Origin of the sequence: Avibacterium avium (assembly GCF_900454535.1) — a bacterium.
In the GTDB taxonomy this organism is placed as follows: Bacteria; Pseudomonadota; Gammaproteobacteria; order Enterobacterales; family Pasteurellaceae; genus Avibacterium; species Avibacterium avium.
In genome coordinates this window covers 1,540,176-1,554,825 of sequence record NZ_UGSP01000001.1, presented here as the reverse complement: position 1 = coordinate 1,554,825, position 14,650 = coordinate 1,540,176, and the positions used below count along the sequence as shown (strand labels likewise).

Annotated in this window: 12 protein-coding genes and 1 pseudogene; 12 read left to right on the top strand and 1 reads right to left on the bottom strand. The window is 41.3% G+C overall.

The window, feature by feature from the left end:
- Positions 1-242: 242 nt before the first annotated feature.
- The 6 genes and pseudogenes from yfbV to DYC50_RS10750 all read left to right on the top strand — a co-directional run bounded on the left by yfbV (position 243) and on the right by DYC50_RS10750 (position 4,884).
- Positions 243-683: a terminus macrodomain insulation protein YfbV gene (gene yfbV, locus DYC50_RS07645; RefSeq protein WP_115249678.1), complete on the top strand. Its 441-nt coding sequence runs from the start codon at positions 243-245 to the stop codon at positions 681-683.
- Positions 684-840: 157 nt separating this feature from the next.
- Positions 841-1,350: a CvpA family protein gene (locus DYC50_RS07640; protein WP_115249677.1), complete on the top strand. Its 510-nt coding sequence runs from the start codon at positions 841-843 to the stop codon at positions 1,348-1,350.
- A 13-nt stretch (positions 1,351-1,363) separates the two neighbouring features.
- The gene (purF, locus tag DYC50_RS07635; RefSeq protein ID WP_115249676.1) at positions 1,364-2,875 is read left to right on the top strand and encodes an amidophosphoribosyltransferase; all 1,512 of its coding nucleotides are present in this window, start codon (positions 1,364-1,366) and stop codon (positions 2,873-2,875) included.
- A complete protein-coding gene (locus DYC50_RS07630) occupies positions 2,875-3,465 on the top strand; it encodes a UbiX family flavin prenyltransferase (RefSeq protein WP_115249675.1) in 591 nt (196 codons plus the stop codon). The genes purF and DYC50_RS07630 overlap by 1 nt, the downstream gene beginning before the upstream one ends.
- A gap of 111 nt (positions 3,466-3,576) precedes the next feature.
- Positions 3,577-4,611 (top strand): annotated as a pseudogene (locus DYC50_RS07625) (SEL1-like repeat protein); the annotation flags it as partial.
- Entirely contained in the window at positions 4,606-4,884 is a 279-nt protein-coding gene (locus DYC50_RS10750) for a tetratricopeptide repeat protein (protein ID WP_425451084.1), read from the top strand. The pseudogene DYC50_RS07625 and the gene DYC50_RS10750, both read left to right, overlap by 6 nt.
- Positions 4,885-4,972: 88 nt before the next feature.
- On the opposite strand, the gene purE is transcribed toward DYC50_RS10750, so the two are convergent.
- On the bottom strand, positions 4,973-5,485 hold the full coding sequence (gene purE / locus DYC50_RS07615) for a 5-(carboxyamino)imidazole ribonucleotide mutase (protein WP_115249672.1): 513 nt from the start codon (positions 5,483-5,485) through the stop codon (positions 4,973-4,975).
- Between the two features lie 275 nt (positions 5,486-5,760).
- Here purE and pepN point away from each other — a divergent pair, with 275 nt between their 5' ends.
- The 6 genes from pepN to DYC50_RS07585 all read left to right on the top strand — a co-directional run bounded on the left by pepN (position 5,761) and on the right by DYC50_RS07585 (position 14,650).
- The gene (gene pepN, locus DYC50_RS07610; RefSeq protein ID WP_115249671.1) at positions 5,761-8,376 is read left to right on the top strand and encodes an aminopeptidase N; all 2,616 of its coding nucleotides are present in this window, start codon (positions 5,761-5,763) and stop codon (positions 8,374-8,376) included.
- Positions 8,377-8,451: 75 nt separating this feature from the next.
- On the top strand, positions 8,452-9,468 hold the full coding sequence (gene pyrD / locus DYC50_RS07605; RefSeq protein WP_115249670.1) for a quinone-dependent dihydroorotate dehydrogenase: 1,017 nt from the start codon (positions 8,452-8,454) through the stop codon (positions 9,466-9,468).
- Positions 9,469-9,641: 173 nt separating this feature from the next.
- The gene (gene rnm, locus DYC50_RS07600) at positions 9,642-10,478 is read left to right on the top strand and encodes an RNase RNM (RefSeq protein ID WP_115249669.1); all 837 of its coding nucleotides are present in this window, start codon (positions 9,642-9,644) and stop codon (positions 10,476-10,478) included.
- 104 nt (positions 10,479-10,582) lie between these two features.
- On the top strand, positions 10,583-11,647 hold the full coding sequence (locus DYC50_RS07595; RefSeq protein ID WP_115249668.1) for a 3-deoxy-7-phosphoheptulonate synthase: 1,065 nt from the start codon (positions 10,583-10,585) through the stop codon (positions 11,645-11,647).
- Positions 11,648-11,689: 42 nt separating this feature from the next.
- Positions 11,690-12,814 carry a bifunctional chorismate mutase/prephenate dehydrogenase gene (gene tyrA / locus DYC50_RS07590; protein ID WP_115249667.1) on the top strand — a complete coding sequence of 375 codons (1,125 nt, stop codon included), beginning with the start codon at positions 11,690-11,692 and terminating at the stop codon, positions 12,812-12,814.
- Between the two features lie 150 nt (positions 12,815-12,964).
- Positions 12,965-14,650 carry a solute:sodium symporter family transporter gene (locus tag DYC50_RS07585; protein ID WP_115249666.1) on the top strand — a complete coding sequence of 562 codons (1,686 nt, stop codon included), beginning with the start codon at positions 12,965-12,967 and terminating at the stop codon, positions 14,648-14,650.

Genomic DNA, 14,650 nt, shown 5'->3' with positions numbered 1-14,650 from the left:
AGCCTAAACGGAGCGACATTTATAAAGCCGTTAAACTTATATAGGATACACCTTTCAACAGATAAAATAAATTCTCAAGGTGGAAAAAATGCGACATTTATCAAAAAAATGATTAAAAATTAAAATTTTTTTATAAAAAATAAAATCAAAGTTCAAAGTAAAGAAGAAGGGAAGGAAAAGAATGAGCTATAATGAGCAAATTGATTACCGATCAGCATAACTCAGTATAAACAAGGAAAAAGATGAAATTTTTCACCGCACTTCAACAAGGGCAACAATATCTCAATACTTGGCCGTTAATCCCTAAATTAGGTATGATTTTTCCCGAAAACCGCGTTATCAAAGCCACCCAATTTTCGCAAAAACTGATGCCATTTCTGGCGGTGTTTGCGTTAGTGTGGCAACAAATTTATGCCAAAGGGGATATGGTGGCATTAGCCGCGACCATTTTAACCGCACTTTTTTCCTTGTGTTTACCTTTGCAAGGGCTTTATTGGCTTGGCAAACGCGCACAAACGCCATTACCGCCACAAAGTGCGGTGCAATTTTCGCAAATTTGTCAGCAATTGGAAAAAGCGGGTAGTGGTGTTAATGTGCCAGATAATCCCACTTATCAAGATTTGGCATCAGTATTAAAAAAAGCCGAGCAAAAACTGCCCGCAGACTTTTGGCAATCCTTATAATTTTCTTAATGCGTGCTTTGTTGATCCTACCTGGAGCGAGTGATATAGTACGCCACTTTTTAACCCTTAGGATAAAAAACTGCAAATAATGCTACGCAAACGTTTTCGTTTTTTGCTAGAATAGTGCGGTCATAAATATCCTCCTTTTTGTTGAGAGATGATTTCTGTGAACAACTATATAGATTTTATTATTATCGGAATTATTGCCTTTTCTATTATTGTCAGCTTACTGCGTGGTTTTGTGCGTGAGGTGATGTCTTTAGCCAGTTGGGTGGTTGCCTTTTTAGTGGCGAATCATTTTTATCCTTATGTCGCCAGTTTCCTTACTCAAATTGAATCCAACTATATGCGTAATGGGGCGGCGATTGCCATTTTATTTATTGCCACCTTAATTATTGGCGCGATTGTGAATTATTTAGTTAGCCAATTGGTAGATAAAACAGGTTTATCAGGTACTGATCGCGTATTAGGTGGCTGTTTCGGTTTGTTGCGAGGTGTCCTCATCGTTGCAGCATTATTATTCTTTGTTGATACCTTTACAGGTTTTGCACAAAGTGATGTATGGAAAGAGTCAAAATTAATCCCGCACTTTGGTTTTATTGTGGAATGGTTCTTCCAAAAAATTCAGGAAAATTCTAGTTTATTAAACTCAACATTAACTCAATAGGGGATAACACGAAATGTGTGGTATTGTCGGTATTATCGGTCAAAGTCCAGTAAACCAAGCTATTTATGATGGCTTAACCGTGTTGCAACATCGCGGGCAAGATGCCGCAGGAATTGTAACCATTGACGATGAAAATCGTTTTCGCTTACGCAAAGCCAATGGGCTGGTGAGCGATGTTTTCCAACAAGTGCATATGTTGCGTTTGCAAGGCAATGCAGGGATTGGACACGTTCGTTATCCGACAGCGGGAAGTTCAAGCGTTTCAGAGGCTCAGCCCTTTTATGTCAATTCGCCTTATGGCTTAACCTTAGTGCATAATGGCAATTTAACCAATTCGGAACAGCTGAAGAAAACCTTATTTGAACGGGCGAGAAGGCACGTTAATACCAATTCAGATTCTGAAGTGCTACTTAATATTCTCGCTTACCACCTCGACCACATTTACACCCAACACCTTTCCGCCGAAGATATTTTCCACGCCATTAAAGCTACGAATAATGACATTCGTGGGGCTTATGCTTGCATCGCAATGATTATCGGACACGGAATGGTGGCTTTTCGCGACCCGAATGGCATTCGCCCATTGGTACTAGGCAAACGTGAGGAAAAAGGCAAAACAGAATATATGTTTGCCTCAGAAAGCGTGGCATTAGATGTGGTGGGCTTTGAATTTGTGCGTGATGTTCAGCCGGGGGAAGCGGTGTATATCACCTTTGACGGCAAACTTTATGCCCAGCAATGTGCAGACAATCCAAAGCTCAACCCTTGTATTTTTGAATATGTTTATTTTGCCCGCCCAGATTCTTATATTGACGGCGTTTCTGTCTATGGGGCAAGAGTACATATGGGGGAACGTCTAGGGGAAAAAATCGCCCGTGAATGGCAAGATCTAGACATTGATGTGGTGATCCCCGTGCCTGAAACTTCTAATGATATTGCCTTACGCATTGCTCACATTTTAAATAAACCTTATCGTCAAGGTTTTGTGAAAAATCGCTATGTGGGTCGCACTTTCATTATGCCGGGGCAAACCCAGCGAGCCAGTGCGGTACGCCGTAAACTCAACACCATTTCTTCTGAGTTTAAAGGGAAAAATGTGCTGTTAGTGGACGATTCCATTGTGCGTGGCACAACCTCGCAACAAATTGTGGATATGGCACGGGCTGCGGGAGCGAAGAAAATTTATTTTGCCTCTGCCGCACCTGAAATTCGCTATCCCAATGTGTACGGCATTGATATGCCAACCAAACACGAGCTGATCGCCTATGGACGGGATGTGGACGAGATCGCGAAGCTCATCGGCGTGGATAAATTGATTTTCCAAGATTTAGATGCACTCACCCAATCCGTACAACAAGAGAACCCAGCCATTAAAGGTTTTGATTGTTCTGTGTTTACAGGCGAATATATTACGGGCGATATTACCGCCGAATATCTTGACCAAATTGCGGATTTACGCAATGATAGTGCAAAGAAAAAGCGTGAAAAAGACGCAACCAATCTTGAAATGCACAACGAGAGCTAATGACAAAACAACGTTTAATTATTGGGATCACAGGGGCTTCTGGGGCGATTTATGCTATACGCCTGCTTGAAGTTTTGCGATCCCAAACCAATATCGAAACCCACCTGATTATCAGCAATGCTGCCAAACAAACCCTCACGGCAGAAACGGATTACAGCATTCAAGCGGTGAAAGCCCTCGCGGATAAAACCTACGACGTGCGGGATATTGGTGCGGCAATCTCTTCAGGATCATACCGCACTTTAGGAATGGTGATTTTACCTTGTTCAATCAAAACTTTATCGGGCATCGCCCACAGCTACACCGATGATCTCATCACCCGTGCCGCTGATGTGTGCTTAAAAGAACGCAAACCGCTTTTCCTGTGTGTGCGAGAAACCCCGTTACATTTAGGACATTTGCGTTTAATGACCCAAGCCGCAGAAATTGGGGCAACCATAATGCCTCTAATGCCCGCCTTTTACCACCGCCCAGCAAGCCTTGATGACATCATCAACCAAAGCATTAACCGCCTATGCGACCAATTCGGCATCGAGCTTGAGCGAGAACTTTTTCAGCGTTGGGGAGAAAGTGAGTTTCAGCGTTATTGAGGCACTCACATTTTATCCCTCCGCACCTAACTGAAGGGTAAAAAGAGAACAAAACTCTTTGCCTTATCGTTTCAATCGTTGGTTTAAATTGCTTTATATAAGGAAAACACAATGAAATTCACAAAAACGTTACTTACCACCGCTCTTTTTTCACTTTCTGTATTGAGCACCACGCAAATGGCGTATGCAAATTCAGCACAAGAAATACAGCTTCAACAAGGCGTTGAGGCTGCTCAACGTGGTGATTTTACTACCGCATTGCAATTATGGAAGCCTTTAGCCGAGCAGGGAGATGCACAGGCTCAATTTAATTTGGGGCTGATGTATTACAACGGATATGGGGTAAAACAAGATTATTTCCAAGCGGTGAAATGGTATCAAAAAGCGGCAGAGCAGGGATATGCACAGGCTCAATCTAATTTGGGGGTGATGTATGACCATGGAAAAGGGGTAAAACAGGATTATTTCCAAGCGGTGAAATGGTATCAAAAAGCGGCAGAGCAGGGAGATGCAGATGCTCAATTTAATTTAGCTTTGATGTATCGTAAGGGAGAAGGGGTAAAACAGGATGATTTCCAAGCGGTGAAATGGTATCAAAAAGCCGCAGAGCAGGGAGATGCACAGGCTCAATTGAATTTGGGGTATATGTATGACCATGGAAAAGGGGTAAAACAGGATTATTTCCAAGCGGTGAAATGGTATCAAAAAGCGGCAGAGCAGGGAGATGCACAGGCTCAATTTAATTTGGGGGTGATGTATGACAATGGAAAAGGGGTAAAACAGGATGATTTCCAAGCGGTGAAATGGTATCAAAAAGCCGCAGAGCAGGGAGATGCACAGGCTCAATTTAATTTGGGGAATATGTATAGCACTGGGCGAGGGGGAAAACAGGATTATTTCCAAGCGGTGAAATGGTATCAAAAAGCCGCAGAGCAGGGAGATGCACAGGCTCAATTTAATTTGGGGAATATGTATAGCACTGGGCGAGGGGGAAAACAGGATTATTTCCAAGCGGTGAAATAGTATCAAAAAGCCGCAGAGCAGGGATTGGCACAGGCTCAATTGAATTTGGGTGTGATGTATGAAAATGGACAAGGAGTAAAGCAAGATTATTTCCAAGCGTTTAAATGGTATCAAAAAGTGGCAGAGCAGGGATATGCATCGGCTCAATTTAATTTGGGGAATATGTATAGCACTGGGCGAGGGGTCAAACAGGATTATTTCCAAGCATTTAAATGGTATCAAAAGGCAGCAGAGCAGGGAAATGCACAGGCTCAAGCAATGTTGGGGACAATGTATGCCTTAGGGCAAGGTGTTAAACAAGATCGTAATCTTGCCAAAATGTGGGCGGGCAAAGCTTGTGAGAATGGGGAGCAAATTGGGTGTGATGTGTATCGTATGTTAAATGAGGGAAAATAAATGCGAGCAAAATTAGCTTCATTGCGATAATACGGCGAGCTAACGCCGTATTACTTTCAAACCAAACCGATAAACGAATCGCAATAGGCTATTCCAATCTAGGATCAGGATTATCCAACACCATTTGTGTTTGATTTTGGCGGAATTGGTGTAAACGCTCAGCCAATTCAGGGTTAAAACGTGCTAAAATTTGAGCTGCGAGTAATCCCGCATTAGCAGCACCCGCCGCACCAATGGCTAATGTTCCCACAGGAATGCCTTTTGGCATTTGCACGATAGAATAAAGGCTATCCACGCCACTTAGGGTTGAACTTTTTACTGGCACACCCAGCACCGGAACAAGGGTTTTCGCGGCGATCATTCCCGGTAAATGTGCTGCGCCACCTGCGCCTGCAATAATCACTTTATAGCCATTTTTTTCGGCATTTTCAGCAAATTGGAATAATTTATCTGGTGTGCGGTGAGCAGAAACAATCTCAATATGATGGGGAACATTGAGATCCGTGAGAATTTGGGCGGCTTCCTGCATTGTCGCCCAATCACTTTTTGACCCCATTACAATGGCAATTTCAGCATTTTGGCTTGGTTTTTGGTCTGGCATAGTTTTTCCTATTCACAACAAAAATTAACAAAAAACAACCGCACTAGAATAGCATATCTTAAGTCCTGTAAGCAAACGATTGCCTAGGATGCTTACAAGAGGACTGATCGGTGAAAAATGAGTGAGATAAGCGAATTAAGTAATCGCAGAACAGTTTGTTTTTCTTGCAACTTTGGGCTAAAAATCTTATCCTAACAACAATTTTTCTACCTTAATCTTAAAAGATTTCATATTGGATAACCTTCTTAAAACAACAAGCATACTAGGTGTCATATATGCAGACAAAAGCTAAATATAGAAAAGATTATCGCTCGCCAGATTTTACCGTAACGGATATTTTCTTGGATTTTCAATTAGATCCAGAAAAAACCGTGGTAACCGCCAAAAGCCAATATCAACGTTTAAACCCTGAAGCAACCAGTTTGCGTTTAGATGGTCATAGCTTTCAATTTGCGGCGATTCGTTTAAATGGGGAAGATTTCAAACATTATCAACAAGATAGCGAAAGTCTAACATTAGATTTAAGCAGTTTGAAAGAAAGTGCGGGGCAATTTGAGTTAGAAATTGTAACCTATCTGAAACCTGCCGAGAACACCTCATTACAAGGCTTATATCAATCAGGCGATGCCCTTTGTACACAATGTGAAGCAGAAGGATTTCGTCAAATTACCTATATGCTTGATCGCCCCGATGTGTTAGCCCGTTACACCACTAAAATCACCGCAGAAAAAGCTAAATACCCTTATTTATTATCTAACGGCAACCGCATTGCCAGCGGTGAATTAGACAATGGTTTTCACTGGGTGGAATGGCAAGATCCTTTCCCAAAACCGAGCTATTTGTTTGCCTTAGTGGCAGGGGATTTTGATGTTTTACAAGACAGTTTTATCACCCAAAGCGGCCGTGAAGTAAAACTTGAGCTTTATGTAGATCGCGGCAATTTAGATCGTGCCGATTGGGCAATGCACAGCCTGAAAAAATCAATGAAATGGGACGAAGAACGCTTCGGGCTAGAATATGATTTAGATATTTATATGATCGTTGCGGTAGATTTCTTCAATATGGGCGCAATGGAAAACAAAGGTTTGAATATTTTCAACGATAAATTCGTGTTGGCTAACCCACAAACTGCCACAGATGAAGATTATTTAGCCATTGAAAGCGTGATCGCACACGAATATTTCCATAACTGGACGGGCAATCGTGTTACTTGTCGCGATTGGTTTCAGCTGAGTTTGAAAGAGGGTTTAACCGTGTTCCGTGATCAAGAATTTTCTTCTGATACGGGATCGCGTGCGGTAAATCGTATTAATAATGTGAAATTCTTGCGTACCGTGCAATTTGCGGAAGATGCTAGCCCAATGTCGCACCCAATTCGCCCTGAAAAAGTGATTGAAATGAATAATTTCTACACCGTAACCGTGTATGAAAAAGGGGCAGAAGTGATTCGTATGTTGCATACCTTGCTAGGTGAACAAGGCTTCCAAGCAGGAATGCGAGAGTATATTTCACAAAACGATGGTAAAGCCGCCACCTGTGAAGATTTTGTGCAAGCGATGGAAAAAGCCAATGACGTTGATCTTAGCCAGTTCCGCCGTTGGTATAGCCAATCCGGTACGCCAGAACTCACCATTAGTGATAGCTATGATGAGCGCTCTCATACTTATCGTCTGCAAGTTTCACAGCATACGCCGGCAACCGCTGATCAAATGGATAAAGTAAATTTACACATTCCATTAAAAATCGCCCTTTATGATGAGCAAGGCATTATGCAATCTTTGCAATATCATGGCGAATTAGTGAGTGATGTGCTAGATGTAACGGAACAAACGCAAACCTTTGAATTTCATAATATTTATTCACGTCCAGTGCCAGCCTTGTTGTGTGATTTTTCTGCGCCAGTGCGATTAGATTATGATTACAGTACTAAGCAGCTTATCACCTTACTGAAATTTGCGAAAAATGACTTCGTTCGTTGGGACGCCGCGCAAATGCTATTTAGCAATGAGTTACGTCGTAACTTATCGCAATATCAGCAAGGGCAGCCTCTTGAATTTTCTCAAGAAATTCTGACCGCATTTCATCAAGTGTTAGAAAATCATCAGAAAGATCCTGAATTAACCACCTTAATTCTGACCTTACCAAAAGAAACGGAATTTGCGGAGTTATTCAAAACCATTGATCCTGAAGGCATCGCGGTGGTGCGTGAGTTTATGTTGCGTACTTTAGCGGACTATTTGAAATCAGATTTATTCCGAATTTATCAGCAAATTCATTTGGAAGATTATCGTGTGGTGCAACAAGATATTGCCTTGCGTGCCTTGCGTAATCTTTGCCTGAATTATTTGGCTTACACTCATTTAGGCAATAATTTAGTGTATAAGCACTATGTAAACGCAAATAATATGACCGATTGTTTAGCGGCGTTATCGGTGGCGACCAAAGCCCAGTTGCCTTGCCGTGATGAATTATTGGCGGATTTTGAACAAAAATGGCAGCACGATGGCTTGGTGATGGATAAATGGTTCACCTTGCAAGCGACACGCCCTGATGCTGATGTACTACAAATTGTGGTGCAGTTGATGGATCACCCAAGCTTTAACTTTAACAATCCAAACCGTGTACGCGCCTTAGTGGGCAGTTTTGCCAGCCAAAACCCACGCGCATTCCACGCCGCGGACGGCTCGGGCTATCGTTTCTTAACGGATATTTTAATTCGTTTAAACGAAACCAACCCACAAGTGGCATCAAGATTAATTGAGCCATTAATTCGCTTTAAACGTTATGATGCGCAGCGTCAAACCTTGATGAAACGTGCCTTAGAACGCTTGAGCGAAGTAGAAAATCTGTCTAAGGATTTATTCGAAAAAATCGAAAAAGCCTTACAATAATCCAACATAAAAGTGCGGTCAAAAATCACCGCACTTTTTTACAGTTTAACTATCCAGTGAGATAAACGAGTGAATATGTATCCTTTAATCCGAAAAGCGCTTTTCAGCCTTGACGCTGAAAATGCCCATAATTTAACTATTCAGCTATTAAAACTGGCTGGCAAACCGCCTTTTGTTACCCTAATGAAAGCCTTGTTAGGCTGTCCGCAAGGGCAGGAAAGAACGGTAATGGGCGTGAAGTTTAAAAATCCCATTGGCTTGGCCGCAGGGGCGGATAAAAATGCCGAAGCCATTGACGGCTTTGGCGCACTGGGATTTGGCTTTATTGAAGTGGGAACGGTAACACCGCTCGGGCAAGAGGGCAATCCCAAACCACGCCAGTTTCGTCTAATTGAAGCGGAAGGCATTATTAATCGCAACGGCTTTAATAATCAGGGCATTGATTATGTGATTGAAAATGTCAAGAAAGCACGCTTTGACGGCGTAATCGGCATAAACATTGGTAAAAACAAAATCACCCCCATTGAACGGGGCAAGGAAGATTATCTTTATTGTTTGAATAAAGCCTATAATTATGCGGATTACATTACGGTAAATATTTCCTCGCCCAACACGCCTGATTTACGCCAGTTGCAATATGGCGATGCGTTAGAAGATTTATTGCAAAGAATTAAGGCGCGCCAGCAAATTTTGGCAAGCCAATATAATAAATATGTGCCGATTGCAGTGAAAATTGCGCCAGATCTAACCGAAGCTGAATTGGTACAAATTGCCGATACGTTACGACGTAACAAGATTGATGGTGTGATTGCCACCAATACCACCATTGCACGCGACAATGTACAAGGCTTGAAAAATGCGACAGAAATCGGTGGACTAAGCGGTAAGCCGTTGCAACAAAAAAGCACGCAAATCATCGCACGATTACATCAAGAATTAAACGGCGAAATCCCGATTATCGGCAGTGGTGGCATAGACAGCGTTGACAGCGCGCAAGAAAAAATCGCAGCAGGTGCGCAATTATTGCAAGTGTATTCAGGATTGATTTATCAAGGGCCGGCGTTAATTAAAGAATTGGTTAAGCATTGTTAATTGATGCGGCAGGCGAGAGATTTACACAGTACTTGAAATGGCAATAAACAAGCCTATATTAAGGAATAAGGCGATTAACAGGGCGGGCGAATGTCCGCCTTTATTTTTTATCTTTTTAAGGCGGAAAATCACAAAAAAATGACCGCACTTTTTCATTTTATTTAGGAACAAAAATGCAAAAAATTTATGATTTACATTGCCATAGCAGTGCATCAGACGGGGTGTTAAGCCCTAAAGAGGTGGTGCAACGCGCTTATGATAATCAAGTGTCCGTGCTGGCTTTAACCGATCACGACAGTGTGGCAGGTTTAGATGAAGCACAAGTGCAGGCAGACTTATTAGGGATCACACTGATTAATGGAGTGGAAATTTCTACTCAATGGGAAAATCGTGCCATTCATATCGTGGGGTTAGATTTTGATAAAACTCACCCAAAAATGACCGCACTTTTGCACCAGCAAGCAGAAAAACGCTTAGAAAGAGCGGTAAAAATTGGTGAGAAATTAGCAAAATTTGGTGTTGAAAATGCCTTTGATGGAGCGAAAAAATTCACCCAAGGGGAAGTTACCCGAGCGCACTATGCGCGCTATTTAGTGGAAATCGGCAAAGTTTCTAATATTAATCAGGCTTTCAAACGTTATCTAGCGCAAGGGAAATCAGCTTATGTAAAAGCGGAATGGGTGGATATTCCTAGCTCGATTGACATTATTCACCAAGCAGGCGGGGTGGCGGTGTTAGCGCACCCATTGCGTTATACCTTAACCACCAAATGGCTCAAAAAACTGATTGCGGATTTTGCCCAAAGTGGTGGCGATGCCATTGAAGTTTCTGGCTGCGGGCAGACCAAAGATCAGCGCTTATTGCTCGCACGCTGGGCGCTTGAACAAGGGTTGCTTGGCTCTGTCGGGTCGGATTTCCATTTCCCTTGTGGTTGGATTGAATTAGGACGTTCTCTTGAATTGCCAGAAAATGTACCACCTGTTTGGCAGAAATTTCGCACTATTTTGTAAATTCCTTGTAAAACAAGTTGAATTTACCTTGGTTTAAGTGTAATTTATGCGTTACATTGATTGTATATAAAAATTTACACTTTAATTTTGAGTAGGAAAGAAAAATGAACAATGTAAATCACAAAGACAGTATTCATAATGTAAATATTGTTAATGAAAAAGTGCTAATCACGCCAAGTGAACTAAAAGAAAAATTACCTTTACCGCAACATTTACGTCATCAAATTGAGCAATCGCGCGCTGATATTGCCAATATCATTCATAAAAAAGATAACCGTTTATTAGTGGTGATCGGCCCTTGTTCGATTCACGATCCCCTTTCTGCGTTGGATTATGCTAAACGTTTGAAAGCTTTATCTGATGAGCTAAAAGACGAGCTGTACATTGTTATGCGTGTATATTTTGAGAAACCGCGTACTACCGTGGGCTGGAAAGGCTTAATTAACGATCCGAAAATTGATGGCAGTTTCGATGTAGAACACGGTTTACACATTGCGCGTGAACTTTTGTTAGAGCTGGCGGAAATGGGCTTGCCACTTGCCACCGAAGCGCTTGATCCAATCACGCCACAATATATGGCAGATTTATTCAGCTGGTCAGCCATTGGCGCAAGAACCACGGAATCACAAACTCACCGTGAACTGGCATCAGGCTTATCAATGGCGGTGGGGTTTAAGAATGGTACGGACGGTAGCATTGCCACAGCGATTAATGCAATGAAAGCGTCCGCAATGGGGCATAGCTTTATTGGTATCAACCAGCAAGGGCAGGTGAATTTGCTCAACACCGCAGGCAATCCAAACGGACATATTATTTTGCGTGGTGGAAAAGCGCCAAATTACCAAGCGGAATTTATTCAACAAGCAGAACAAGAATTACAAAAAGCAGGCTTAGAAGCCGCCATTATGGTGGATTGCAGCCACGGCAATTCGAATAAAGATTACCGCCGCCAGCCGATTGTGGCAGAAGATGTTACGCAGCAAATCGCCAATGGTAATAAATCCATTATTGGTGTGATGCTAGAAAGCCATATCAACGCAGGCAATCAAAGTGCTGAACAGCCAGTAAGCGAAATGCAATATGGTGTGTCAATTACTGATGCTTGCATTGATTGGGAAACCAGCGAGCAACTATTACGTCAAATGGCACAAGCATTGAGCAAAAAATAACTGGCAAAAATCATCAGACTGTAAAGAAATAAGGACAATAACGTGGACGCCCTAAAAGAACTGCGTACAGAAATTGATACATTGGATCAAGAATTATTGCAATTATTCGCAAAACGCTTGGCATTGGTAAAAAAAGTGGGAGAAATCAAACATCAACAGGGCTTACCCATTTATGTGCCAAATCGTGAAGCAGAAATGTTGCAAGCAAGACGGCAAGAAGCAGAAAAACTTGGTGTACCGCCAGATTTAATCGAAGATGTACTACGCCGTTTAATGCGCGAATCCTACACCAGAGAAAATCAATTCGGCTTTAAAACCGTTAATCCCAACATCAAAAAAATTGTGATTGTGGGCGGAAAAGGCAAGCTAGGTGGATTATTCTCACGTTATCTGCAACTTTCTGGTTATCAAGTAGAAAGTTTAGGGCGAAATGATTGGGACAACGCCGCGCAGATTTTATCGGGCGCAGATGTAGTTATTGTGTCCGTACCTATCGTAAACACGGTGGAAACCATTGAACGTCTTGCACCTTATTTAACAGAAAATATGTTGCTCACCGATCTCACCTCGGTGAAAAAAGCCCCGCTTGCCAAAATGCTGGAAGTGCATAAAGGGGCAGTGGTGGGCTTGCACCCAATGTTCGGGCCAGATATTGCAAGTATGGCAAAACAAGTGGTGGTACGTTGTGATGGGCGTTATCCAGAACGCTATCAATGGCTATTAGATCAAATTAGCATTTGGGGCGCGAAAATTTATCAAGCAGACGCCGCCGAACACGATCAAAGTATGACTTACATTCAAGCCTTACGCCACTTTGCTACTTTTGCCAACGGATTGCATTTATCCAAACAACCTGTGGAATTGGCGAAACTGTTAGCCTTATCTTCGCCAATTTACCGCTTAGAACTGGCAATGATCGGACGCTTGTTCGCCCAAGACGGTGCATTATACGCGGATATTATTATGGATAAACCAGAAAATCTTGAAGTGATCGAAAGCCTAAAACAAAGCTATGAAGAAAGCCTAAAATTCTTTGAACAAGGCGACAAACAAGGTTTTATCCAAGCTTTCGAACAAGTACGCGATTGGTTCGGTGATTATTCTGAACAATTCTTAAAAGAAAGCCGCCAATTATTACAACAGGCGAATGATTATAGACAACATTAAGTAAAATAAAAAACTGGTGAAAGCCAGTTTTTTTATGTTACAAATTTGTGATCAGTATCACAGCATAACTATGATTATTATCATAACTATGATAGTTCAAAATGAATTAATCTCATACTCGATTTAACTCACAATTAAGGAGCAGTTATTATGGCATTAACCATTTTGAGCTTTTTACTGGTCACAGGCTTTGTTGCTTGGATTTCTTGGCGGAAAACCAGAAATGATGATTTATCAACAGCTAAAGGATATTTTCTTGCTGGACGAGGGTTGAGTGCAGTTGTCATTGGTTGTTCAATGGTATTAACTTCACTTTCTACTGAACAATTAATTGGTGTCAATGCCAATTCCTATAAAGGCAATTTTTCTATTATTGCTTGGACGGTTCAATCAGTCATTCCGCTTTGTTTTTTGGCTTTGTATTTATTACCGAAATATATTCGTAATGGCTACACGACAATTCCAGAATTCTTTGAAAGCCGTTTTGATCGTCAAACACGCTTAATAATGTCAGGGTTATTTTTAGTATTCTATTTATTTATCGTTATTCCCACCGCACTTTATACAGGGGCAATTGCCTTCAATAAAATCTTCAATTTAGAAACAGTATTTGGAATTAGCTATGGTGAATCCATTGTTTACACCGTAATGGCGATAGGTTTTATTGGTGCGATTTATGCTATTTTTGGTGGCTTAAAAGCGGTGGCAGTATCAGATACTGCGAATGCAATTATTTTGGTTATTGGAGCAATTTTAGTACCAATTTTTGCCTTAATTTATTTAGGCAATGGCAGTTTTATGGAAGGTTTGCATATTATTGGTACAACGCACGTTGAAAAATTTAATGCTATTGGTAGTGCGACAGATGCTGTACCTTGGCCCGCAATGTTTACGGGGATTTTGATCGTAAACTTTTTCTATTGGACAACTAATCAAGCGATTGTGCAACGTGCATTAGGTGCGAAAGATTTAAAAGCGGGACAAAAAGGGATTTTAATTGCTGCGCTTTTCTTGCTCTTATTGCCGATTATTCTTAATTTACCGGGTTTGCTGAGTTTCCATATTTTAGGTGAAGGACTAAATCCAATTGATTTATCTTATCCTGAATTAGTTAATCGCGTTTTGCCAACAGTCCTACAAGGCTTCTTTATTGCGGCTTTATTTGGTGCAATTTTAAGTACATTCAATTCATTCTTAAATTCAGCAGCAACAATTTATTGTAAAGACTTATTGCCTTCACTAACCAAAAGAACCTTTAGCGAAACTGAATTAATTGTTTATGCGAAAAAAGTCTCGGCAGTCATGGCAGTTATCACCATCATTATTGGACCATTGCTTATGTTTGGTACAGATGGTATTTTCTTACTGACTAAACGTTTTGCAGGTTTTGTGAATATTCCTATTGTTGCTCTATTTGCAGTGGGATTATTCAATAAAACTGTATCGGGACTAGCAGCGCGTATTGCCTTATTGGTACATGTTATTTTATATTTCCTTATTGTTTGGGTATTTAATGTAAAAGTGAATTTTGTGTATGTAATGGCTGCACTATTCGTTTTTGATGTCGTATTAATGCTAGTATTAGGCTCGTTCTTACGCAGAAAAACACCTTATGTTGATAACGTATCGAACCAAAGCAATGTAGATTTAAGCAACTGGGAATATGTTAATATCACTGTGGCATCACTTGCATTAGGTTTAGTTTCTCTTTATGCGTTGCTTTCTCCAATTGGGCTTGCTTCAGAAAATGGTAAACCACTTTGGGTACTTGCTGCTTACGCAATTCTTCAAGTGATTTTATTTGTGGTAATTGGTCGAAATAAGAAAAAGGTGTAA

Bases quoted from the DNA above. Each gene is read 5' to 3' on its own strand.
- pepN (WP_115249671.1), top strand. From the start codon at position 5,761: ATGCAGACAAAAGCTAAATATAGAAAAGATTATCGCTCGCCAGATTTT.
- rnm (WP_115249669.1), top strand. From the start codon at position 9,642: ATGCAAAAAATTTATGATTTACATTGCCATAGCAGTGCATCAGACGGG.
- yfbV (WP_115249678.1), top strand. From the start codon at position 243: ATGAAATTTTTCACCGCACTTCAACAAGGGCAACAATATCTCAATACT.
- purE (WP_115249672.1), bottom strand. From the start codon at position 5,485: ATGCCAGACCAAAAACCAAGCCAAAATGCTGAAATTGCCATTGTAATG.
- DYC50_RS07630 (WP_115249675.1), top strand. From the start codon at position 2,875: ATGACAAAACAACGTTTAATTATTGGGATCACAGGGGCTTCTGGGGCG.
- purF (WP_115249676.1), top strand. From the start codon at position 1,364: ATGTGTGGTATTGTCGGTATTATCGGTCAAAGTCCAGTAAACCAAGCT.
- pyrD (WP_115249670.1), top strand. From the start codon at position 8,452: ATGTATCCTTTAATCCGAAAAGCGCTTTTCAGCCTTGACGCTGAAAAT.
- DYC50_RS07595 (WP_115249668.1), top strand. From the start codon at position 10,583: ATGAACAATGTAAATCACAAAGACAGTATTCATAATGTAAATATTGTT.
- DYC50_RS07585 (WP_115249666.1), top strand. From the start codon at position 12,965: ATGGCATTAACCATTTTGAGCTTTTTACTGGTCACAGGCTTTGTTGCT.
- DYC50_RS07640 (WP_115249677.1), top strand. From the start codon at position 841: ATGATTTCTGTGAACAACTATATAGATTTTATTATTATCGGAATTATT.